The following is a 23,647-nucleotide window of genomic DNA, read 5'->3' as shown; positions in this document are numbered from 1 at the left end:
ACGTTTGAGACTGTCGCCTGCTTCCAACGACCCAGAGCCTTGCTGCGAAGCTGTGGAGGAGAGTGATTTTGGAGGTCTAGTCAGGAAGGGCGTCCTGCGTATCAGTTGTGATGACTAATCACCTCTGCCTCTTTTAACCGACGTGGGGCTAAAGAGAGTCCTTGTAGTCCTCAAGCTCTTGGAGGAAGTGATCCGCAAGATCGTCGTCTGAGGCTGAACCACTGTGTTTAAGAATGGTGCTCGCGTTTTTGATCGGGTATGGGCCAGGCTTGCTTATTGTTGTAGGGATCGAAGTGGTTGTCACAGCGAATTCGCGTACGAGGTCGCTCTCAATGGCAGCGGGCGTGGCACTCGATGTGGCGACGGAAAAGATATGGATGTTATGACGACTCAGGAAAGCCGCAGCCCTGTTCAACGATATGAACAGGCGCACGTGCTGACGCTGGGCGTGCAGTATGTGAGTGACACCACTGTGATAGACCTTCATGACAAATCCATCAGATTGCTCGACTAGCTGAACCCTGGCACCAGGGATGGCCAGATGAAAAGGCAGCTGCAACGCCGTAACTGGGATCATTCGTTCACCCTCCGGAAAAATGAGTTAATCATTTTTAATACTTTGAACATCAGAATGTCAATTCTGATTGAAATAGTTAGATATCAGATGAACTGATGGATTTGAGCGTAGAAGCCCAATGAACCAATAAAAATAGGCATTCGCTCAGTTGAGTAGTCAATCCGCCTATATCTAGATACATTGTTTGGAAGATCGTACTTTCGAACCACTAATTCTCGAAGGAGTGGTTTCCAGATGAACGACATGATCTTGATGATTCAGCAGGCACTGACGGCAGACCCGCTGAACCTTGCCTTGTGCATTGCCCTTGTACTCAGCTTCGCTTTGTTGAGGAGGTCGAAATGAAGATGAGCTGGGCCAAGATGCCAAATCGCTGGGCAATGGCCGGGGGGTTACGAGAGTTCAAGCACAGGGACGCTCGAAATATGGTTAGCGCGCTGCATACGAATGCTTCGATTGCTTCGCTCAAAACCTACATAGCTATTTGCACCCGCGCAGACTTTCGTTCAGGTCTCGTGAAGACCACTTATGAAGAGCTTGGAATTTTGCTGGGGCATTCCCGGCTGGTGATCGCCAGGTCTTTGCGAATTCTTCTGGCCAATGGGCTCATCCGGAGCGACAGCTCAAAGGCTCGTGACGGCTCGCTGCTTTACGTCTGCCGTTGGCTTGAGGATGAAGGCTACGCAAAGATTCCGAAGAGCTGGCTCTACCGCGTAAGAGGAAAAGAGGGTGATGCTCCTGCGGTTAGCAGAAAACACCTTTTCAAGCTCCGAGCTTTCAAGCTCAACAGCTTGCTGTCCCTAATGGCACTGAAAATCTACATCCTGCTTCTCGCTCTTCGGAACAAAGATCGTCGTTCTGAAGCAGATTTAACAGGGCGCGATGGGCTTACAATCGTCAGCTACGACAGGATTATGGATCTGACAGGTGTGCCTCGGTCGGCCATCAGCCCGGCCATTACTCTTTTGTTGGAGATGAATCTCATATCCTTCCGCTCAGGCAGCTTCACCGTCTCGGACGATCAGGACTTTGACCGGACTAATCGCTATTTGATCAAGGGGCTGGGGTTGCGCTGGGTGCCACTGACAGAACCTCAATCGAATAGCCAACTAACTGTAAGTCCTGCAAGTCAGGGCGGGTGATTGTCCTTGCCACACCCCCTCCTTCACTCACCATCGGCGACCGGAAATCAGCTTGAAGCAATGTGTAAGAGGGCTGCTGGCGATGCCTGGTTTACCTGCAAATAGAACGGCTCGTTTGCGAGTTTAACCAGATTTCAGCTTTCTCCGATTTTGCACGATGGCAGATCTTCGGCATCCCATTAGTAATAAGGTCTACCAACCGCTTTTTATCATTTGACGCCGGAAACCACTCGTCAATTTCAACGCTGCAATGTTTCGTTTCGCTGAGTGCCCATTTCGCAATCATGTCGGCTACGGCTCGGTAGTGATCAGCCATAAAGAGTTTTCGCCCCCCTTCCGACCAACCACGCTGAAACAGTTGGTCAGTTACGTCAGTTACGCCCGCATCGCCAAAAAAGTCGGTGGTATCTGGATAGTGAATGCCCGCCAACGATACCTTGACGACCCCAGCCTCCCGGTCGAAATACGACAGAAAATGCCACCCGCCCGTCGTGCTTTCAGGATGTGGAAAATTGATCGCAGCTTTGCCGGTAATGTAGTGCTCACGTGACACACGCTTGAGATCAAAATCAAAGAGCGGCTGCCTCATGGGAGCTTTTTGAGCCGGGCCAAGCCCTGTTTTATGTGCCCCGCGTTCTCACCAATTGTGTAAAGCGCACCACGGACGTTCTCGCCGACTTCCGCATGTCCCTGGGCTTCCACCTGGAGGGTCAGCTCCATGAGCGCAGCCTCAAGGGCCAGCTGGTTTTGGTACATCCTTTCCAGAACGTCTGAGAGCGAGTATTCACTGGGCATTTATGTTGCCTCCTTAAAAAATGCATCATCGCAAGTCATGGGTATCGAGTAGACGCTTTCCTGACAGTCCCTACAGCTCATCATCATTGAACTAATCATCAGGCGCACGCCCCTAAAGTCGTGCTGGTAGCCACTCGACCAGGGCTGTATGGAACTCCCCACTCACACGCGAAGGTCTGATGAATCATGAAGAGCGAACAGGTAGAAGGTGTAGCAGAAAAGCTGGCCGGCAAGGCGCAGAGCGCGGTCGGAAAACTGATTGGTGATTCGAAGATGGAAGCTGAAGGTGCGGGACATCAAGCATCTGGTCAGCTGAATAAAACCTATGGCGATACACTGAATAGCGTATCCACGTTCGTTAAAGAAAAACCAGTCGCCGCCCTCGCGATTGGTGCTGCAGCGTTGATCTTGATGAATCGTATTTTTCGTCGTTGAACGGGGAGGAGGTGTCTCCAGCCAGGTGACACCTCTCGCTAACGTCCTTCCCTCTTCGCACTCCCGCTACAGTTTTCTGCCAGGAGAGTGCGAGGGTAATAAACCTGCAGCCTCTCTTGCCTCGAGCAGCCTTTGCTCAGCGTACATAGCCGGATCATCGTCTGGCAGCGGGTAGCCTGCAGCCGATAGGGCCTGGGCCCGCTCCTCAATCACCAGGCGCTCGGGATCGCGAACCGCTTGGTAGGATCTGCCTGGTACGCGTTGAGTTACGCCAATTCGCAACTCCCCAGGACTTACTCTCCAGCCGGCATCGTCTGGGTGCTTGGTAAGCTTGTAACCAGAGCAGTTAGGCACGTGATTAGTGATCTCGTACTCTCGCCATTCGGCCATAGCTTGACCGTCAATCTTCTGTGGCCTGCACTCAATCAGCCAAGCCACCGCATTGATGAGTTGCCCGTGTGAAAACACGGCGACGTCCTGGGCAGGATGCTTTGCAATTCTATCTAAGAAAGACTGAGCTCTAGATATAAAGTCCAGGAATGACTCGGCGCCTTCACCATCCGTGAACGCTGGGTCTGACTTGGCCCAGTATTCCTCCACCCAAGCTCGTCTCTGGGCAACGGTCGTGTTGATACACCGTGCAGGTTCAAGGTAGGTGAACTCGTGAATGGGCCATATTTCAAACGGCACTGAAGGGAAAGCAGCCACTGTCTGCATTGCAGTTGCTTGCGCTCGGGAGAACGGCGAGGCAACGATCAGATCTGGGGCCTGGGCGAATGCCCTGGCCACCAAGTGCGCTTGTTCCACACCCTTTGGCGTTAGCGGGATGCTCGCATGATCCGAACTGGCTTCTCCAGCGTTCGCGGCGCTTTCCCCGTGGCGAATCAGTCTGACGTGCTTCACCGACCAAATACCCCCACTATTTCAGCCATCCGAACCTGCTCTCTACGTTATGGGCAACACCACAAGCGCCTACCTTGCCCAAGGATACACCGCAGCCATGAGCACGAAAGACATCACGTAGAGAAAGAGGGATCGCGATAACCTAGAGGTTTATGTATTCCAATACTTCTGAACGGTAGTCCGTGCAATTCCGAGTTTTTCAGCGATTGTTTTCCGGTCAAGACCTTGCGCTTTCAAGGCTCGAATGTATTCCGCATTAACGGGCCGCTTTGGCTTGCCTTGGGAGCGCTTAATGAGCTTTCCGTCACTGAATTGCTCCTCGACCAACTGCCACCCTCCAGACATCTCGAATTCCCTGATTCGCATGGCAGTACGTTGCAAAGCCTCGGATGGAAGTTCGTCACCCTGCGCAGCAATGACGAGAGTGACCATAGTCAAAAGGTCGAGGCCTAGATAGTCAGCGATCTCGTCCAGTTTCTCCAACGTCGCGTTCGCTCGGGCCTGCTCAAGCTTCCCCACGTACGTTCTGTGCGTTGCCCCCGCCAACTCTTCGTAACTCAACCCCTGATGAGCACGAGCTCCACGCAATGCTCCTGCCAGCGCTTCTTTCAGATGCATGGGTCGGATCCTCAAAACTGAGGATAGAGCCACGGCAAGCGTGTTTCGATAAACAGACCATAGTGATATTATCGTGACATATGGCTTGCCAGGCAGTCGTTTTATCCTAGCGGCGCTATGTCTGGATTGGTGATGGATTGGTCATGAGAGCAGCACCTTAGACACGCCCGGGGACGTCTCGATTGGAGACGCGCTCATCAAGTCCGACGTTTATGGCCCGCGTGAGCCCGCCTGCAATAGTCACTGAGCGACGTCTTGGCAAGAACCAGATCCACATTTTTGAGCGAAGGCAGGGATAGTGAGTGATGAAGTTCGATTGCGTGAAAGTTTCAGGAAAAGTTGACTACGTTCGATCTGTTGATCGAATGAACGGTGGACATAAAGCTAAAGTCAGCATTGATGGTGCAGTTATCCCAAATCTGCAAGTGTCGAACAAGCTTTACGAAGAGTTAGAAGTCGGCGAGAGTGTAACTTTGTACGGACTTTTTAAAAAAAGTAATAATAAGGAAAAAAACACAGGCATCTTGTACGGCGTAGCGAAGCAAAACGGCGAGAAATCATTTGCAACCCAGTATAGATATCAAGTCCCGCTTTTCCTGACGGTCACTGCGGCCATCGCATTCTGCTTAACTTTCGTCGCCGGCTGGATAGCTTCGATATTTCCAGTGCTTTTCTTATTTGGAGAAAATTCAGATTATATGTATACCACTACGGTATTTGCAGTAATTGAGTCGAGCTTGGTTGCCGCCTTTTTCCTGTGGAGGGCATTGTTGATGTTCAACGCTACGTCTGATCCTGAAGCTTGGGAAACTACCGAAGCCGCAGCGCTATCGAGTCGCTTCAGTAAGCTCCACAAGTAATAGTCCTGTACGTAGGGTACGCTTACACCCGCCCCGGCTTCCGGATCGCTGCGCCAGACTTTCCTTTCCTTGCGAGTATCGGGCAAGCGGAGCGCGCAGGCGTGCTGGATGAAAGCCCGTAGGGCCGAGCCGTGGCTCGCCACGGCTCGGTTCACGCCAGCCACCCGCCTAAGGCGGCACGCCAGAACCACCGCCCAGCCTTGTCAAAAGGAGGCTTAAATGACCTGCGATTTACTCCGCGAGCGTGAGAGAACTAGGCGAAGGGTTCTGTGGGCGCTTGCCACCCTCCAGCCCGGTGATTCAAATGCACCCGACCTCCTTGCCATCCTCAATGATCTCGACGACCAAGAGCGAAGTGACACCTCCTGTAGCGATAAGCCACTCGAACTCATAGATGTTCGTAACTCTGTCTCGGTGATTCGTCATAACTCCGGAACCGACATCATCTTGGAGCAGACTATTCCGCAACCCTGGAGAGAGCGTTTCCACCAAGCAAGCATCGGATCAACCAGAATTCCTGAAGGGCCCTACGCCGCAGACTGGGATAAATTTCTTACTGAATGGCAGCATGAGATGCAGCATCTGCAAAATCACCGAGTTGCACAGGCTGCTACCACCTAAAACGGCTGGTTCGAGCGATGGCGGCGCAAACACAAGCAGTCGGTGTAGCGTGGTGAAGTCGCACCCTCAAAACAGGAGCTACAGAGTGGAACGGCCTTCTTTTTTTATCGATTTCGAAGCCTCAGGTATAGCCCCGGATAGCTATCCTATCGAAGTCGCCGTCGTGTCGAATGAGAGCGTCTACAGCTCGCTGATTAAGCCCGCCCGCTATTGGACGCACTGGTCGTTCGATGCGCAAGACATGCATGGTCTCACTCAGGATCATTTGCTTCAGGAAGGTGATACCCCCAAGACCGTGGCGGAACGAATGAATCAGCTGTTTTCAGGGCAGGTGCTTTGCAGCGACTCAACTCAAGACGTGTTTTGGTTCGACGTCCTTTATGAGGCAGCAGATCTGATACCTACCTTCGAGTTGAAGCCTTTGGAGGTGTTGGTGGGTAGGGAGGCGGCAAGTGACATTTATCGCCTACTGCCGACAACCAGGCACCACCGAGCTTTGAATGACGCAACTGCTTTGATGAACGCCTACCGTGCTTTCTTTGAAGCTTGAACTTTCAAAGGGGTAGAACCCAGTGAGCTTTGGATCTAGCTCAGCCTGGTTGTCCGCTCGAACTGAAGGAAGGTGATCACACGGCTGGATAAGCATGGCAAGCGGAGCGCGCAGTCGTGTGGGATGGAAGCCCGAAGGGCCGAGATGCTGGCGCTCGCGCCAAGGCTCGGTTTACGACAGCCCCTCCCCGCAGGGGCACGCCCCAACTGAACGCTCAGGGTCATTAAAGCTCCGCATCCCAAGCATTCATCGCCTCACTCAAAGTCGCGTACCAATGGAGTCCACCGCTCTGAAGTGTATTTGCAACTTGCCTGTTGGTATTACCATCGACCCAAGTCGGGAGACTCTCTATGGCCTCTGTGAACAGACTGGCTGTAGCGACAGCGAATCGCTCCGAACTTGTACACTGGAGGCACACGTAGCGCACAGCAGCGCCGGTCTGCAACCGACGCCATGCCACCACCTCAATACAGTCCATGGCGCTCGCCGGAGCCTCTACGGTGGAACTCACTAACGGTTCCACCTGGACATCTTCCGCTGCTCTGAATGATCGGTTAGGCGCTTCTGGCCTGCGGACAAGATGCTTCAACTGCTCACGCGACGCGACTATCTGGTCGCGCAGCTCTTCGGGGTCGATAGACATGCCGCCCCGGTCGGTGACCGAAAGGGTTTTTAGGCTGTTCGCTGCCAAGATGAACTCGCGTTCTCGCGCTTTCTCCCAGTCAGGGCGACTGTCGGGGTTGATGAGATTCCAAAGGCTTGTGAACAGCTTCAATGACATTCTCCTACCTTGAGGCATTGGGCGCGGATCCCGCGATCATACAAGCAAGGTAAGCCGCCTGAAGCGAAGGCCCTGCCCACAATATTGTAGGGCTAACGACCTGTTTGATATTCAAACCGAGAAGCCCACACAGAGGGTGTCACTTCGGTTCGGGCGAGCTACCCCCTGCTGCATGATGTCATGCGTGCTTAGGATCAAGGCCAGCCGCTTAGATCGTGAGACGGCTGTGTAAAGCATGCTTCGTTCCACAAATTCGCTTTGACTCAGAGTGCAAAGGATCGACGTCTCGTACTCGCTGCCTTGCGCCTTATGAATGGATATGGCGTAGGCAAGCTTCATTCCCAGCCCGAACAAGTCCATCCTAGAGAGGGTCACTTCGAGCCCATTGAAGAAAAACACACCTGAAGTCTGGCCATCGATTGACGTAACGCCAGTCATGATCCCGGTGTTGCCGTTGAACAGATTATGCTCGTAGCTATTCTGAGTGACGATGACGGGGTCGTTAACTCGCAGCCAGTATTTGCCCATCCAGATACCCTGCGTCTCGTCTGTATGTTGGAGGGCGCTTTGCAGATGTTTGTTTATCTTGTGCCCGGAATCCGGCATGCGATCAGACATGTGTGGCGTCAGGATCTGAGCGTCAGGGATGATCTGCTTGATCTTCGCGAGGTGTGTCAGCATGTCCTGCGTGTTTGTGCAGGGGATCAGATAAACCCCATCGCGCTCGCCATTCCAGAATGGCAAGGTGTCCAGGTGACCAGATCTAATCTTCATGGCGATGTTCTGAAGATGACTGTTGCCGGTAGACCTGTGAACCTTGATCAGGTGGGTTGACGGTATCGCCTTCGATTTGGCCAGTGCATGGAAGAAGATTCCATAACCAACCGGAGATAGCTGACCGGTATCGCCTACTAGCAAGAGAGACAGTTCTTTCTTCGCAAAGGCATTCAGCAGTTTCAGCATCAAGGCGATGTCTACCATGCTGGATTCATCGATAATTACCAGAGGGTCGCCTCCAGTGCTGAGCCCTGAGCTTGCAGTGCTGATTTTGATCAAGAAACTGTGGATCGTGTAGGTGTCTCGGCCAACAGACTCCTTGGCGCGCTCCTTGGCTTTTCCGCTCAGTGCTAAGACATGCACAGGGCGGTGCTGGGAGGCTATATCAACGATGGCTTTCAGCACCGTTGTCTTGCCCGTACCGCCAAATCCAGTCAGCGTGCTGATGCGATTAGTAAGCGCCATCAGCACTGCGCTTTTCTGGTCTCGGGTGAGTGAGTGTCCAGGCACGCTCTCACCGTGTGCGCAGTAATCTTCAATCGCTTGCTCCAGTTCCTGCGGAGAACCGTGAAGCAATGAGGCCTGAGCGGACAGTAGACTCGCGACTCGCTGCTCGAGTTTACTTTCGACAAGGGCCGCTCCCAGTGGCTGGATAAGCGTCGTCCCTTGATCCTTCTTAACGCATACAGCACGCCTTTGTAGGGCGCATTCGATAGCTTGGTCTACCAGTCTGGCGGATGGAAGCTTCGGCATCAGGGCGGCTTTTAGCTCTTCTATTTCGTATGCGGTATGGCCCTGATCCAAGCGCACATAGAGCAAATTCTCCACAAGGCCGGCCAGCCTGCGTGGGTCATCACGAGGTATGCCTAGCTTGGCTGCTGCGGCGTCTACGATTTTCCACATGTTTGGGTGGATGCCTTGAAACGCAATGAGGCTGTACGGATTAAGCTTCAGGCGCTCTACCGTATCCGTCTGGCAAACCTTGAGAACGCTTTTGGCGAGCCCAGGATCGAAGTCGTGCTCCATGAGAAATTCAATTGTTGAAATCTCATCCTGCAGTGTCCTCCAGGCATCCACGACCTTTTGGGCGAGATCAGGATTAATCAGTTCCGCCAGGTGGCTGACTCTGCCTGCAGTCAATGCCTGAGCAAGGTTTTCTGCGCCAAATGCCCTGACCAGTTTCGAGACTTTCGCTTTGCCGAATGACAGCCCGCGAAATGCAGGATGCTTTATCAGCAATCGTTCCACATATGCCGCTATGGGCAGGTTTACGATGTGACAGCTTTCGATCAGAACGAAATCCCTGTACTGATCATGCCCTGTGATCGAGCCTTTGAACTGCCAGCATTCACCGGGTTGAGGAATGCGGGTGATGACTTTATAGCTTGCTCTGCATGTGTAAATTTTGTTTTGGCCAATGATGCGCCCGGAAAAGACTGCACCGCCAAAACTGCCTGGCTTCACCGAGCTCACCTGGATCACGCTCGACAGATTGCTCATAGGATGAATGACCGCCCGGAGTCGATCATCAAGTCCTGCTGGCTACTGATTTCCTGTGCAGATGTGCGAAGCAACCGCAACTCGGCAGAGAGTTGCTCAACTTGCTCGCGGAGCAGTTCGTTTTCCTTCGACTTTTGCTCAAGCATTACTCGCAACCGATTCGCTTCGCGACTTTTCGAATCCGCCATATCAATCGCCAGAGACTCAGGATCTTTGGCCGCAACAAACTCACTGCCTATGCGGCGAATGTCCTTCGCGATGACCTGCTCAAGGGTTTTGCCCTGTGAGCAAAAGATCTTCTTGGCGCTTTCAGAAAACCACTGCCTACGATTACCACATTCATCAGCGATTTTGCTGAAGTTGACGGCGCCAAACTGATTCACAGGAAACTTTTTTCCAGCCTGTTCAAGCTGCAGCACATAGTCCCTGTAGCGGTCGTACGGAGAGCGCTTTTGATCACCGGTCGCCATTAGTGCTTTCCTTGGCTTTCATCCAAAGGACGAAGGGTTCGGCAATATCTTTTGGAACAAGCCCTTCAGCAGGTTCGAGATCATCAAATGTGCAGGTGATTTTTCCGGCCTTCATGTCAACAACGAACATGCCGTCGCTCGCTTTGAGCACCAGCATAAGGGCACGGCAGGTCTTATCAAACTTCGTCATGAAGGCTTGATCGCTGTGCTTTGAATCCGAAATGGGAGCCAGGGTGGCCCCGTGAGTACGAAGTGCTGATTTGAGAGCCTCTATTTCTTTCTTCAGCCTTTCTGTCTCTGCTTGGAGCCCATCTGCCCGATGCGCTGATAGCTTCTCGACTAGCTTGTTCTTCGTGGATTCCATGTTGCCGGCGGAGTCCCAATATCTATGGAACAGTGGGCCGATCAATGCCCAATAATCGGTGCTTTGAACCAGTGTGCGATAGCCTATCTTCTTCTCGTTTACGGGCAGATCGGCGTTGTAAAGCTCTGCACAAAACCTGGAAAAAGGGGTAATGCCGTCAAAAGATGTCTTCCCCACAAACGTCTTCAGTCTCGGGACAACGTCATCCTTTATCCGGCTGATCCTGAACTCGCGATTTCTCTTCTGGGAGCCTGCAAAGCGATTTTGGCCAGGTTTTGCACCCTTGCTCATGCTGGGACACTCCCAGGGCTCGAAATTAGCTTCAGAATCGAATCAGGGCGATTCAAAGCCATGGGCTTGGTCATTGCATCGCTCAGTTCGTGTAGCGAAATGCCGAGGACTTCACAGGCAGATCGAATCAGTCCCCTGAATTCATCGATTAACGTGAAACCAGTCGGGGCTTCTTCCAGCATGCGGTTGAAGTCTCCTGTGAACGCCAGCAGCTTGTTCCTGGCTACCTTGAGCTGCTGGTTCAGTTGTGGAGTGAAATACTCTGCATGTGACTTGGCTTCAGCAGTGCGGGCGATGAGATTGGAGAGCGAGTGCTCTTTCAGCTCCAGACGTTCCAGATGTTCTGACACGATTTCAGGCTTCTCTACCAAGAAACTTTCACGCGTTTTAATCTCGCTATACATTTGTTCGAGACAGTGTGCTGTGACGCTCCAGGAGATGATCTCCGTAGCCAGGGATTTGCGACGGTTGGCTTTCTGTACAAGGCTTTCTAGCGATGCACCATTCCTTTTGGCCTCTGCGATGTACGCCTCTAGCTCGCTGCATTCATCAGTTAAAGCTCGGATATGGCCGTGAATCCTAGGCAGATGGTCGACAGTTTTGACTGAGTAGTAGCAACCACCGCATGGCGTACTCAGTCCAGGGATGGCACCCAGGTCTTTCACCACGTCCGCTGGACAGTGATTGCCGTACGGGCAGATGTGTGTGGGCATGAAAGCCAGCGAATCAATTGGGCGCTGTTTTGCGGCCCTGACGCCTGACACGACATCGTCCTTCATCTCGCGGTCAAAGGAGATGGCGCCGAAATCAATCAGAGACTTTTCCTTGTCTCGACGGAAAGCCTGCTGGAGCTTTGAGGAGACATCTTCGGCTTTAATATTGGACATTGCTGGACGATCAATGAGCCAGCCCTGCTCGACACTCATCTTCTGAAACTGGGCTACCGACTTCAGGTATGCAGGGTCGACTTTCGCGTAATACATGACGTGTTCTTCAGTGGCTTGCCCCGTGATGAACGCGCCTATGATATGTGGCGGCAATACCCTGATGTATTCGGATACTACTGAAACTCGACAAGAGTGCGGAGTATGCTCGATGAGCTTACAGGCTTGTGCTTCGAGTTTCAGTGCCGCCAAGTAATCGAGAGGCGCATCAATTGACTCTAGGTCACCCACAGCTTCTGGCATCGCGTTCGTAGTATTAATTCCCAGCTGGAATCGGCAGAACAAATCAAAAGAATAGACAAGCCTCTTGAAGTATTTGCCATAGGCTTCTCCTGTCAGTACACCAGGAGTTTCGCCCTTAGGGAACAGGGAGGTGATTTTTCCAAATGGGCTTTCTTCATGGTAGTCGTACCAAACAGGGACATCCATTGACGGATCGTTGAACCATTTAATCATGGCCTTTTGGCGGTCTAAAACATAAATTACGTTTCTGGAAACAGTGGAATCCCAAGCGCCATTTGCCTTGTCTGTGTTGATTCGCAACTTACAAAGAGGCGGTAGCGGTCTAGATCGATCAATGTGCATATCATAGGTTAGCTTTTCCAGCCACCGAATGTGAATGCTTCGAACGCCGGTTTCCAGCGCTACGATGTTGTGTCGAATGTAGTTCAGTTGGGGATAGAAAACCCATTGCCCATTCCTTTCGACACTGTGTTCGATAATGGGCACTACGAACCTAGGGAGAAGGTGTAGAGCTTCATATTTCATCGGGCGGTTGATATCTGACTTTGGCTGACTGGCGTCAAAGTCTGGGTTGCGATAGAAAACAACCGGTACGTACCCGAGTTTTTCAGTTTGAATAACTTTCTGGGCTTCGTTCCAGTTCTTTGTGGGTATATCTGCCCTGAATTTTTTGTCATACAGATTGATCTGCTCTTCATGAACCCTGTCGGCAAGGTGCGTTGAGAAAGATTCAATTGCGTAACAGTATTGCAGCAGAATGGGAAAGTGCTCGGATTCGAAAGCTGGCTTGTTGGTGCCAAAGCTTCTGCTTACAATTGGATAATCGATGTGGGAAATCGGATTAACGAAGCCAGATAATTCCTCATCGGCGCTAGAGTTGACTATCAGGTAGTCAAACAAAGCTTCCAAGTGATACAGGGACTTTTGAACGGCTGTGCCCGACCGACCCTTGCGAAGATAACTTAGAAAACCAACCTGGCCGTCTCCTTCGATGTGTGTACGATTGAGATCTCGAGGCCCTGGTGGAAGTAGACCAGTTCTTCCAGGATATTCACTAAATAGGAACGTGTTGAGCACCGTGAAGCTGCTTTCATAGTGCCTAAAAGTCTTCATTCCTTTGGTTTTTAGCAGTTGAATAAACTTGCCTTGATATTTCAACCAGAGATCGACGCTTTTTTGGTGTTCAGCAGGGATGTTGAATTCACCAGAGATTAATGCCTTTTTACTGGCTGTCTTATCATTTTTTGGAGGGGTAGTGGCTTGCTGGCACCTTTCAGGGTATAGCTTCTGGACGTAGCTCAGAAAAGCCGCAGGGGCAATTGGATACATGAACCAGTCGATTTCGCCACGGCGTGTTTTAATTAGATGTTCAATAAGATCAGAGATGTCAACCGGCCTGATGTCTTCAATTTGGTGCCAGTCGGTGGCGCGAATCATCCGCCACGCATACCACTCGAAATTCTTGATGGCACTCGGCTTCATAACAGTAGTTATATCAAGAATGTTCTTGTATGTGACATGAGGAACGAAAGGCTTGCTGACCAAGGCGAGAACTTCAGTGTAGTCAGCTGCAGCAAACTCGAAATGCTTCTTCTTAGTTTCGTTGCTGCCAGTGGGCTTCTTGGTATCTAACGGAAGAAGTACGGCTTTTTCCTGCCAGAGAAAATGCAAAATCAATATTGAATCTTTAGCAAGCCTTTCCAGTGAAGACTTGTTAATCCAGTCGTGTGCGGTCTTCGGAACCACCTGCTTGGCAATTTTCGCGTCCGGAGTTTTCTTCGTGCAGGTATGGAGATTGTGTACCCAATCTTCATCGTATACCGGGGCGTTAACCGGATCCAAGTGGTCGTTAAAGAAACGTAGGACGGAGGCCTGGTAATACTCATTAACGGAGCCGCTTGAGATTTTGCTAGGAGCGATGTGCTTGGACTCAAAAAGTACCTTTGAAACACATGCCTTAGCTTTGGCAATAGCCTCCTTGATCGATCTCTCCAAGTCCTCTCCTGACTTGATAATGAGAATATCTTTGGTGAGATTAATCATTTTTTTCTCCTTCAATACGCTTGGCTTCTTCCTCGAGTAACTCTAACTGCCGGTAGTGGAAGTCTGCTCGAATCGTCTTGAAAGATGCTTCGCCACGTTGTGATACGTACTGATTGGCGTGTTGGATATAGGCTTCAATTATGTCAGTGTCGTGCTTGGCGTACTTCATGGTAGAAGAGGCACTCGCGTGACCCATTAGGATTTTTACATACGCTAGAGGCAGTCCTGGAATGCTCTGTCCGGGAACTGGCAAGTAATTAAGAGTGTAGGTTCCGTACATATGTCGCAGCGAGTGAGCGCTAATGCCTGTGACGTCCTCTACCCCTGCTTTTTGGGCGTAGCTCTTGAAGGTTTTGTCTCGACTGCTTCGGTCGCTAGCGAAGAATGGCCTGCCATCGAGGTTTTGAAAGAGGAAGTCATGGTCGACGCTCGAGTTGTACTCACGGGTCAAATACTTCTCAAGGTTTTCCCAGAACATCCCGGCAAAGGGTTCGATCATGAACGTCATTTCGGTCACCCGTCCCTTCCAGGCAAGGAACTGGTACTCATCCTCTGTAATTCCAGGCGTTTTGCGTGCAAAAGGGTCGCGGAGGAAAACTGCGAACTCATCATCGTCGATATCGGGCATCCTCACCTGCAGGGCCTCGCTCGAACGAGCGCCTGTTGCCGCGAGTAGGGAATAGAGGGTCATATCTCTATAGAAAGTTTTGGACTTCGCTGGCTTTGACTGCCTGATGAGATCCACGGATCGTTCGATGGGAAATGCTACCGTCTTGAACGGTTTTTGGTCGTTCTTCCTGTCCCTGCGTGCTGCCTGGGGAAATAGTTTGTCTCCCTTGCGCTTAGGCATCACCGACTTAATCGAGTCACGAATGACTGCGGCCAACCAAGAATTGGCCTTGTGCGCCGAAATCTCATACTGGCTGCGGTACTCAGCTCGCTTTGTGTAGAACGCGCTGAATAACTGGTCTGGCGCTATTCTGTTCTTAGTTTCCGATACATCAAGAAACCATTTAATCGACGATTCGATGGTCTGCGCTAGGGAGTTTTGGCCTGTGAGCTTCTCCTTCCCTAGGCTGTCAGCCAATTTCAATGCTATCGGGTTCGCAGCGCCCTTACCGAACAGCAGATACGCCTGGTAGCTGTTGATGACGGTCTCAATTGTGACGTCGACATCCGCCGCGAACTGGGTTTTTGATGCTTCATACACGTAATCCACAAACCGTCCCACGTGCTCGGCATAAAGCTTCGCTGTGTTGGGGGCATAACCCCTACGTGCCAGCCAGATGGTGTAGTGGGTAAAAGGCTTGAATTCCCGCAGCTCGTCGGGCATATCCGGGTCAAGGTGAAGCAATAGGTGTTTAGCTTCGCTTGTGAGCGGTGCCTCGACCAAAATGAAATTTTTCACGAGCGCATTTCCAAATACAACACCCATCTAGCTTTCGGTGTTGCACTTGCCATGTCAAGCAAAAGTCTTGAAATGAGGATTTTTTAGCACACGAAAAACTCCGACAGCGTTGTCAGAGAAGTTGTGCAGAATTCATGAAGTGCTTGATATACAAGGAGATGGGGCCACCGGCGGGAATCGAACCCGCGACCCACCGATTATGAGTCGGTTGCTCTAACCAATTGAGCTACAGTGGCGCTGAGATGATGCAAAACTACCAGAAATGAGGTTCAAATGCCACACCGACATGCATACCACATAAGAACCGTGGACCAAAGGATTATGAGTCCTCTGCTCTAACCGACTGAGCTATAGGCCCTCAGTAGGCCGCGGATTATAGCGACGGTTTCTCGGCTGTGCTATCCGAAAAATCCGATACGGTCATACGCAGAAACGTCGCGGCGAATTCGTCGGCGCACAGGGGCAGGCTGACGATGTAGCCCTGGATCTGTTCGCAGCCTTCTTCAGCCAGGAATTGCTGTTGGGCCAGGGTTTCGACGCCCTCGGCGATGATGGTGAATTGCATGCTGCGGCCCAGGGCAATGATTGCTCGCACGATGGCCACGTCGTGGGGGTCGTCGGGCAAGCCGCGGACGAAGGACTGGTCGATCTTGAGGATGTCCAGCGGCAGGCGCTTGAGGTAGCTCAGGGAGGAGTAGCCCGTGCCGAAGTCATCGATGGCCAGTTGCACGCCGAGTTTCTTGAGTTGGTGCAGCACTGCCAGGGCTTCTTCGGCCTGGCTCATGATGAAGTTTTCGGTAATTTCCAGTTGCAGTAAACCGGGCTTGAGATGGTTTTCCCGCAGGAGTTGCTCGATACGTCCAAGCAGGTTGGGTTGGCGCAGTTGTGCTCCGGCCAGGTTGACCGACAGCGGGCCGAGGCTTTCGTAGGCGCTGTTCCATTCGTACAGCTGTCGGCAGGCGCGTTCCAGGACCCAATCGCCGATCTGCAGGATCATGCCGTTTTCTTCCGCCAGGGGAATGAAGTGTTCCGGTGGCACGTCGCCAAACGTCGGATGGGTCCAACGAATCAGGGCTTCGGCGCCCACCAGCCGGTTATCGGCGAGGCTGAATTTCGGTTGGAAGGACAAGGACAATTCGTTGCGTTCAATCGCTCGGCGCAGTTCGTACTCCATGGCCACGCGCTCACTGGCCTGGGCGGTAAGGTCGCGGGTGTAGCTTTCCACTCGGTTGCGGCCCTTGGCCTTGGAGCGATACATCGCTGCGTCGGCGTTCTTGACCAGCGTGGCGACGTCGCAGCCGTCTTGCGGGTAGAGGCTGGTGCCGATGCTGGCGCTGATGAAGAACTCGTGCTCGCCGGCCTGGAACGGGGCGGCGAAACAGTTCAGCAGCTTCAGGGCAATGTGCTCGGCATCGCTGGGTTGCTGCAGGCCCGGTAGCAGGATGATGAACTCGTCACCGCCCAGGCGTGCCACGGTGTCGATATCGCGCAGTTGCTCCCGCAGACGCACGGCGATTCCCTTGAGCAGCAGGTCGCCGACCGGGTGTCCGAGGCTGTCATTGATGTGCTTGAAGCGATCCAGGTCCAGGAACAGCACCGCGCCCTGGCCGCCATTCTCCTGCTGGTTGTTGAGGGCCGTCAGCAAGCGGCTTTCGAACAGGGTGCGATTGGGCAGGCCGGTGAGCGGGTCGTGGTGAGCCTGGTAATCGAGTTTGGCCTGGGCGTGCTTGAGGCTGGAGATGTCGGCGAATACAGCGACGAAATGGGTAATCTGGCGGTCACGATTGCGTACGGCGCTGATGGTCAGCCAACTGGGGTACAACTCGCCGTTCTTGCGGCGATTGGAGATCTCGCCCTGCCAATGTCCCTCTGCTGTCAATTGGTGCCACATTGCGGCATAGAACGCGCTGTCGTGCAGACCGGACGCCAGCAACCGTGGCGTATGGCCCAGGGCTTCGGTTTCGCTATAGCCGGTGATTTCGCTGAAGGCGCGGTTCACGGCGCTGATGTGCTGTTGCGTATCGGTGATCAGCACGCCTTCGGCCGTGCTTTCGAACACGGTGGCGGCCTGTTGCAGTTTTTCCTGCATCAGATGGCGTTCGGTGATGTCCCGGGCGATGGTCAGCATGCAGTCTTCATTACCGATGGGCAGTGGGCGGCTGGAGACTTCGCAGAGCCGTATCTGCCCGTCGTTGCGTCGGATATGGCAGCTGAAATCCCTGACGTAGCCGTCACGCTGCAACAAGTCGAGCATCTGCTTGCGTTCGTTGAGGTTGACCCAGATCCCCAGGTCCAGGGTGGAGCGGTCCACCGACAGGGCGCTGTTGAAGCCGGTGATGCGGCTGAAGCCTTCATTGACTTCAATCAGCAGGCCGTCGCTTTGCCGGGACAGCAGCAGGCCGTCGGGTGAGGCATGGAACGCCTTGGCGAACTTCTCTTCGGAGGTTTGCAGTTGTTGTTGGGTTTCCTTGAGTTGACTGATATCGCGTACCACCACGACCAGGGCGGGCGTGGTATCGAGGTCGAAGGGTTCGGCGGAGATCAGCCCGGTGAACACCTGGCCGTTGCTGCGGCGAAAAGGCATCTCCAGGTTGCGGATGCTCCCGGCCTGCAAGCGTTGCAGCAGGCTCGGGCCAACGCCCTGGATGCCCCAGATGTTCAGCTCGGTCGCGGTCTTGCCCAACACCTCGTCGGCGCTCAAGCCGATCTGTTCTTCGAAAGCCTTGTTGACTTCCAACAAGCAGCCGTCCCACAGGCGAGCGATCACGAGGATGTCCGGGCACTGGCGGAATACCGAGGCGAACTTCTGCTCCGAGAGACGCAACGCCTCCTCGGTGCGCTTGGCTTCGCTGATGTCGATCATCAGTCCGCGCATCACCGGTTCGTGACCGTGTTCGATCAGGCTGACAATGTCGCGTACCCACAGGCAGCGGCCGTCGGCGGTGATGACTCGGTAATCGATGCAATGGTCGCGTCCGGCGAGTACTTCATGATCGCAATAGGTCTGGGCGCGGATCAGGTCGGCCGGATGAATGATGTTGCGCCAGAAGCCCGGGATCAGCCAATGGGCGAGGGGATAGCCGAGTAGATCTTCGGCGTGGGGTGACACATAGGTGTAAGTGAAGTCGCTGACCTTGGCTTCCCAGGCAATCGCCGAGAGGCTCTCCACCAGTCCGCGATAGTGGTATTCGCTGCTGCGCAGTTCCTGCTCCAGGTCGACTCGGCGGGCGATCTCCGAGCTGAGACGGCGGTTGATGCGGATCACTACCGCCAGGATGCCCATCAACAGCAACATCCCGGGAAGGCCATACAGCAGCAGGTCGGACCAGAGTTGTCGGTAGTCGCGGACGTTGCCGACCCATTTTTCCTGGATTTCATTGATCTCGGCCGGGCTCATGTCGGCGATGACCTTGTCCAGGATGCTCACCAGTATCTTGTTCTCGCGAGGAACGGCCATTGCCAACTGATAGCGATATGGCGTTTCGCCGCTAACGTAGAGACCTTCGAGCTTGAGCTGGCGCAGGCTCCAGACGCTGGAAGCCAGGTCACCTACCACGGCATCCACTTCATCGGCCGCCAGGGCCTGCAGGGCTGAACTGACGCTGGGTAACGCCACCAGGTTCAGGTCGGGGTGATGATTGCGTAGCAGCTCATGGGGCGCATAGTTTTCCACCACGGCAATTTTCAACCCGTACAGGTCCTTGAGATTGTGAGGCTGGGCCCCGCCTTGATGGGCCAGGATGACAATCGGGAAATCCAGGTAGGGGCGTGTAAATGCCAGGTAATTCTGCCGCTCAGGGGTCGACATGATGCCCGGCAACAGGTCGATCTTGCCTTGTGCGACCAATTCCAGCACAGCGGTCCAGCTGGCGGGCTCGATGGGCGTGAGCGTGACGGCCAGTCGCTCACGGATGACCTCCACGTAATCGGCGGCCAGGCCTTGATAGCGGCCTTGAGCGTCGCGAAATTCGAACGGAGGCCATGAGGCATCGACTCCCAAGCGAAGGTCGGAGTGGTCCTTGAGCCAGCTGCGCTCTTCGTCAGTGAGCATCAATGCGCCAGCCGTTGCGGACCAGGTCATCAGTGACAGCAGGAGCAGGGCCGTCAGTCTGGGCATCACGGTCTCGTCATGGCATAGGGAGGATGTTTCGAGTGTAGACGGGCAATGGGGCGGGGGGGCATAGCGAAGGGTATTTTATCTGCACATGACAAAACCCCCGGCAGGGCCGGGGGTTTTGAAGGTCACTCGTCGAGGAAGGAGCGCAGATGCTCGCTTCGTGTCGGGTGGCGCAGTTTGCGCAACGCCTTGGCTTCGATCTGACGAATCCGCTCGCGCGTCACGTCAAACTGTTTGCCGACTTCCTCGAGGGTGTGGTCGGTATTCATATCGATGCCGAAACGCATGCGCAGTACCTTGGCTTCACGGGCAGTGAGGCCGGAGAGTACTTCACGAGTCGCTTCCTTGAGGCTCTCGACGGTGGCGACATCGATCGGCGACTGCATGGTGGAGTCTTCGATGAAGTCACCCAGATGGGAGTCTTCATCATCACCGATCGGCGTTTCCATGGAGATCGGCTCTTTGGCGATCTTCAATACCTTGCGGATCTTGTCCTCAGGCATTTCCATACGTTCGCCCAGCTCTTCCGGGGTCGGTTCGCGACCCATTTCCTGCAACATCTGCCGGGAAATACGGTTGAGCTTGTTGATGGTCTCGATCATGTGCACCGGAATACGGATGGTGCGGGCCTGGTCGGCGATCGAACGGGTGATCGCCTGGCGAATCCACCAGGTGGCATAGGTCGAGAACTTGTAGCCGCGACGGTATTCGAACTTGTCCACCGCTTTCATCAGGCCGATGTTGCCTTCCTGGATCAGGTCGAGGAATTGCAGGCCGCGGTTGGTGTACTTCTTGGCAATGGAGATCACCAGGCGCAAGTTCGCTTCGACCATCTCTTTCTTCGCGCGGCGGGCCTTGGCCTCACCGATCGACATGCGACGGTTGATGTCCTTGATCTCGGCGATGCTCAGACCGGTTTCGGTCTCCAGCACGCTCAGCTTCTGCTGGCAACGAACGATGTCCGGTTGCAGGCGGGCAATGGCTTCGGCGTATTTGGTCTTGCCTTTGGCCAGTGCATCGGTCCAGCTTTCGTCGACTTCGTTGCCGGGGAACTGACGCAGGAAGTCGGCACGCGGCATGCGGGCATCACGAACACACAGTTGCATGATCGCGCGCTCTTGCTGACGCAGACGATCCAGGGCGCTGCGAACACGCTCGACCAGGCCTTCGAACTGCTTGGGCACCAGCTTGATCGGCATGAACAGCTCGGCCAGGGCCAACAGCTCGGCAATGGCCTGCTTGTTGTCGCGACCGTGCTTTTTCAGCGCCTTGCGGGTGATCTCCATCTGGTCGGCCACGGCGCCGAAACGCTGGGCGGCGACGATCGGATCAGGACCGCTTTCGGCTTCTTCCTCGTCATCGCTGGCTTCGGCGTCGTCGTCATCGCTGTCGTCGTCGGCCTTCTCGGCTTTCGCGTCGATCGGCGGCGGCACTTCGGCGGCAGGCGGCGTGGTGCCGTCGTCCGGATCGATGTAGCCACTCAGGACGTCGGACAGGCGGCCACCTTCGGTGGTGACGCGGGTGTACTCGGAGAGAATATGGTCGACCGTGCCAGGGAAGTGCGCGATAGCGCCCATCACTTCACGGATGCCTTCTTCAATACGCTTGGCGATTTCGATTTCGCCTTCACGCGTGAGAAGCTCTACCGTACCCATTTCACGCATGTACATGCGCACGGGGTCGGTGGTGCGACCAATGTCGGTCTCGACCGCCGCCAGCGCTGCGGCCGCTTCTTCAGCGGCCGCCTCGTCGGTATCGGCGTCGGCCAGCATAAGGGCATCCTTATCTGGCGCAACCTCGAATACGTTGATCCCCATGTCGTTGATCATGCGGATGATGTCTTCCACCTGTTCCGGATCTGAAATATCCTCCGGCAGGTGGTCGTTGACCTCCGCGTAAGTCAGGTAGCCCTGCTCACGACCCAATAGGATCAACTCTTTGATACGAGACTGCTGTTGCGCTTTTCCGGACATAACACCCTATCCACTGAAGGTCTTGGCGGGCAAAAAACAAGCCGAGGATTATACCTGAGCTGTGACCTCACGCGCCAGTTGAGGTCGGGTTTGATGCGCAAACATTGCGGTTGAGTAAGTCGCGCAATTGGTTTTTCTCTTCGCTGGTCAGCTCGCTCTGGCGAGCTTTTCGCAGAAGTTGTTCCAGGTTTCGCTCGCGTTGGCGGGCGGACAAGCTAGTAATGGTGTCGAAAAACTGTTGTTCAAGGTTGTCTCCTTCAATCAGCCATTCCTTCTCGGCCAAGGCCTTCAACAGGCGCCCCTGCTCGGTGCCATGCCAGCGTGCGATCAGCTGGAAAGAGTTTAGCCGGGGGTTCTTCTGCACGGCTTCGAGAAGTGCGATCAGCAATTGCGTATTGCTGTGGTCCTCGGCGGCGAAGTGCCCCGCGTCCTCGACTTTTTCAGCCAGTTGCGGGTGATGCAGCAAGGTACGCAGCGCGGCCAGTGTTGGTGGTTCGACGGCGGCCGGCACGCGTGGGGCACGTGGCTGGTCGCGATCGCCGCGCTTGCCGTTCTTGTCCCAGGGTTTCTTGTCCCATTTCTTGCCGCCGCTGCCGGTTTTTTTCGGTGTCCACTCTTGCTGCGGCGCATAGTCCTGCTGAGGATGATGATAGTCGGCGAAATCCGGCACCGCGTCGTAGTCGATGCCCGGGTCGTACGCCGGCGGTGCCTCCGCCGGGGCGCTATGGGCCAGTTGGTTGAGCGCTTCGCTGTTGAGGCCGGTGATTTCGGTCAGGCGCTGGCGCATCAGTGTGCGCAGGTTGGCGCCGGGTACCTTGTCGATCAGCGGTGCCGCGAGGGTGACCATGTGGGCCTTGCCTTCGAGGGAGCGTGGATCGGCTTCTTCGGTCAACTGCTGGAAAAAATAATCGGCCAATGGTTGCGCGTGTTGGTTGATCCGCGCACGGAACGCGTCGGTGCCTTCGGAGCGCACCAGGGTGTCCGGGTCCTCGCCTTCGGGCAGGAACAGAAAGCGCGCCCGACGGCCATCCTGCAGGCATGGCAGCGTGGCTTCCAGTGCGCGCCAGGCAGCATTGCGGCCGGCCTGGTCGCCGTCGAAGCAGAACAGCACGCTGGGCACGACGCGAAAAAGGCGCTTCATGTGCTCTTCGCTGGTGGCCGTGCCCAGCGTCGCAACGGCATTGCGCAGGCCTTGCTGGGCCAGGGCGATGACGTCCATGTAGCCTTCGACGACGATGATCTCGTCAAGGTTGCGGTTGTTCTTGCGGGCCTCATACAGGCCGTACAGCTCCTGGCCCTTATGGAATACCGGGGTTTCCGGGGAGTTCAGGTACTTGGGCTTGTCGTCGCCCAGGACGCGGCCGCCGAAGGCGATGATTCGCCCGCGCGTGTCTCGGATCGGGAACATGACCCGGTCCCGGAAACGGTCGTAGCGCTTGCCGGTTTCGGCGTTCTCGATCAGCAGGCCGGCGTCGATCATGGCGCGCTGCTGCAGCGTGTCGCTGCTCAAGTGCTTGTACAGATTGTCCCAGCCGGGCGGTGCGAAGCCGAGGCCGAAGTCCCGGGCGATCTCGCCGGTCAGGCCGCGACCCTTGAGATAATCCACTGCGGCCTTGCGGGCCGGATGGCTTTTCAGGGCCTGGCGATAAAAATCAGCCGCCGCGGTCAGTAGCGGATAGAGCGGCGAGTCAGTGGGTTGGCGTGGCTTGTGCGCCCGACCGCTTTCCTCGCGAGGGATTTCCATGCCGGCGGCTTTGGCCAGTTCTTCGACAGCCTGGGGGAAATCCAGGTTGTCGTGGTCCATGATGAAGCCGAGGGCATTGCCGCCAGCGCCGCAGCCAAAGCAATAATAGAACTGCTTGTCGGGGCTGACGCTGAAGGACGGGGTCTTTTCCTTGTGGAACGGACAGCAGGCGGTGTAGTTCTTGCCGGCCTTTTTCATTTGCAGGCGAGAGCTGACCACGTCGACGATGTCGGTGCGGTTCAGGAGGTCGTCAATAAAGCTCTGGGGAATCAGCCCGGCCATGGCGTTCTCATCATCACTGCGCGAAATAGGGGCCCGGAATCAGCAGGCGTAACCGGGTCCTGGTCTTGAGACACTGTAAACGGTGGCTCGACCGGGTTGTCTGCATCATTGCTGTCGGGAAGTGTATCTGCCGATAATCCACTGACGTTAATTACCATCAGTATTCGACTGTTTGAATATGTTGCGCTGAATCCGGTAACGGCCGGTCA

The 23,647-nt window shown here is 54.5% G+C and carries 18 protein-coding genes, 1 tRNA gene and 1 pseudogene; 5 read left to right on the top strand and 15 right to left on the bottom strand.

Translation table 11 applies throughout. From position 1 onward, the window contains the following. Positions 1-148 precede the first annotated feature (148 nt). Complete coding sequence (locus tag LOY67_RS25405) at positions 149-577, bottom strand: hypothetical protein (protein WP_070994346.1); 429 nt, start codon at positions 575-577, stop codon at positions 149-151. A 341-nt stretch (positions 578-918) separates the two neighbouring features. On the opposite strand from LOY67_RS25405, the gene LOY67_RS25400 reads away from it, so the two are divergent. Next, complete coding sequence (locus LOY67_RS25400) at positions 919-1,719, top strand: hypothetical protein (RefSeq protein WP_003395009.1); 801 nt, start codon at positions 919-921, stop codon at positions 1,717-1,719. Positions 1,720-1,810: 91 nt separating this feature from the next. Here the strand turns inward: LOY67_RS25400 and LOY67_RS25395 are convergent, their stop codons facing one another. Both LOY67_RS25395 and LOY67_RS25390 read right to left on the bottom strand, forming a co-directional pair. Then, the gene (locus LOY67_RS25395; protein ID WP_265064919.1) at positions 1,811-2,308 is read right to left on the bottom strand and encodes a hypothetical protein; all 498 of its coding nucleotides are present in this window, start codon (positions 2,306-2,308) and stop codon (positions 1,811-1,813) included. Then, positions 2,305-2,514, bottom strand: a complete 210-nt coding sequence (locus tag LOY67_RS25390; protein WP_265064918.1) for a hypothetical protein — start codon at positions 2,512-2,514, stop codon at positions 2,305-2,307. Before LOY67_RS25390 ends, LOY67_RS25395 begins: the two co-directional genes overlap by 4 nt. A 186-nt stretch (positions 2,515-2,700) precedes the next feature. Between LOY67_RS25390 and LOY67_RS25385 the strand changes: the two genes are divergently transcribed. Then, a complete protein-coding gene (locus tag LOY67_RS25385; protein WP_265064917.1) occupies positions 2,701-2,949 on the top strand; it encodes a CsbD family protein in 249 nt (82 codons plus the stop codon). A 294-nt stretch (positions 2,950-3,243) separates the two neighbouring features. Here the strand turns inward: LOY67_RS25385 and LOY67_RS25380 are convergent. Together LOY67_RS25380 and LOY67_RS25375 are read right to left on the bottom strand one after the other, a co-directional pair. Beyond that, positions 3,244-3,852, bottom strand: a pseudogene (locus LOY67_RS25380) (histidine phosphatase family protein); the annotation flags it as partial. Between the two features lie 150 nt (positions 3,853-4,002). Next, entirely contained in the window at positions 4,003-4,470 is a 468-nt protein-coding gene (locus tag LOY67_RS25375; RefSeq protein WP_265064916.1) for a helix-turn-helix domain-containing protein, read from the bottom strand. Positions 4,471-4,775: 305 nt separating this feature from the next. Here LOY67_RS25375 and LOY67_RS25370 point away from each other — a divergent pair, with 305 nt between their 5' ends. From LOY67_RS25370 to LOY67_RS25360, 3 genes are all read left to right on the top strand, one after another. Next, positions 4,776-5,330 (top strand): hypothetical protein, encoded by a 555-nt coding sequence (locus LOY67_RS25370; protein ID WP_265067828.1) that lies wholly within the window; start codon positions 4,776-4,778, stop codon positions 5,328-5,330. Between the two features lie 219 nt (positions 5,331-5,549). Continuing rightward, a complete protein-coding gene (locus LOY67_RS25365) occupies positions 5,550-5,951 on the top strand; it encodes a hypothetical protein (protein WP_265064915.1) in 402 nt (133 codons plus the stop codon). A gap of 85 nt (positions 5,952-6,036) precedes the next feature. After that, on the top strand, positions 6,037-6,501 hold the full coding sequence (locus LOY67_RS25360; RefSeq protein ID WP_265064914.1) for an exonuclease domain-containing protein: 465 nt from the start codon (positions 6,037-6,039) through the stop codon (positions 6,499-6,501). Between the two features lie 223 nt (positions 6,502-6,724). Here the strand turns inward: LOY67_RS25360 and LOY67_RS25355 are convergent, their stop codons facing one another. The 10 genes from LOY67_RS25355 to dnaG form a co-directional block, all read right to left on the bottom strand. Next, positions 6,725-7,282 carry a hypothetical protein gene (locus LOY67_RS25355; RefSeq protein WP_265064913.1) on the bottom strand — a complete coding sequence of 186 codons (558 nt, stop codon included), beginning with the start codon at positions 7,280-7,282 and terminating at the stop codon, positions 6,725-6,727. A gap of 111 nt (positions 7,283-7,393) precedes the next feature. Further along, positions 7,394-9,559: an ATP-dependent RecD-like DNA helicase gene (locus LOY67_RS25350; RefSeq protein WP_265064912.1), complete on the bottom strand. Its 2,166-nt coding sequence runs from the start codon at positions 9,557-9,559 to the stop codon at positions 7,394-7,396. After that, complete coding sequence (locus tag LOY67_RS25345) at positions 9,556-10,029, bottom strand: hypothetical protein (RefSeq protein ID WP_020308644.1); 474 nt, start codon at positions 10,027-10,029, stop codon at positions 9,556-9,558. The genes LOY67_RS25350 and LOY67_RS25345 overlap by 4 nt, the downstream gene beginning before the upstream one ends. Continuing rightward, positions 10,016-10,684 carry a hypothetical protein gene (locus LOY67_RS25340; RefSeq protein WP_265064911.1) on the bottom strand — a complete coding sequence of 223 codons (669 nt, stop codon included), beginning with the start codon at positions 10,682-10,684 and terminating at the stop codon, positions 10,016-10,018. The genes LOY67_RS25345 and LOY67_RS25340 overlap by 14 nt, the downstream gene beginning before the upstream one ends. Then, entirely contained in the window at positions 10,681-13,914 is a 3,234-nt protein-coding gene (locus tag LOY67_RS25335; RefSeq protein WP_265064910.1) for a hypothetical protein, read from the bottom strand. Before LOY67_RS25335 ends, LOY67_RS25340 begins: the two co-directional genes overlap by 4 nt. Beyond that, positions 13,907-15,322 carry a tyrosine-type recombinase/integrase gene (locus LOY67_RS25330; RefSeq protein WP_232013046.1) on the bottom strand — a complete coding sequence of 472 codons (1,416 nt, stop codon included), beginning with the start codon at positions 15,320-15,322 and terminating at the stop codon, positions 13,907-13,909. Before LOY67_RS25330 ends, LOY67_RS25335 begins: the two co-directional genes overlap by 8 nt. A 159-nt stretch (positions 15,323-15,481) precedes the next feature. Next, positions 15,482-15,558 (bottom strand) — tRNA-Ile (locus tag LOY67_RS25325). 137 nt (positions 15,559-15,695) lie between these two features. Continuing rightward, on the bottom strand, positions 15,696-19,439 hold the full coding sequence (locus LOY67_RS25320; protein ID WP_265064909.1) for a bifunctional diguanylate cyclase/phosphodiesterase: 3,744 nt from the start codon (positions 19,437-19,439) through the stop codon (positions 15,696-15,698). 125 nt (positions 19,440-19,564) lie between these two features. Continuing rightward, positions 19,565-21,412, bottom strand: a complete 1,848-nt coding sequence (rpoD, locus tag LOY67_RS25315; RefSeq protein WP_265064908.1) for an RNA polymerase sigma factor RpoD — start codon at positions 21,410-21,412, stop codon at positions 19,565-19,567. Between the two features lie 67 nt (positions 21,413-21,479). Continuing rightward, entirely contained in the window at positions 21,480-23,438 is a 1,959-nt protein-coding gene (gene dnaG, locus LOY67_RS25310; protein WP_265064907.1) for a DNA primase, read from the bottom strand. Between the last annotated feature and the right edge of the window lie 209 nt (positions 23,439-23,647).

It is taken from the genome of Pseudomonas sp. B21-056, assembly GCF_026016325.1.
Taxonomy (GTDB): Bacteria; Pseudomonadota; Gammaproteobacteria; order Pseudomonadales; family Pseudomonadaceae; genus Aquipseudomonas.
Note: the sequence above shows the minus strand (reverse complement) of the source record. Positions and strands in the feature narration are given on the sequence as shown.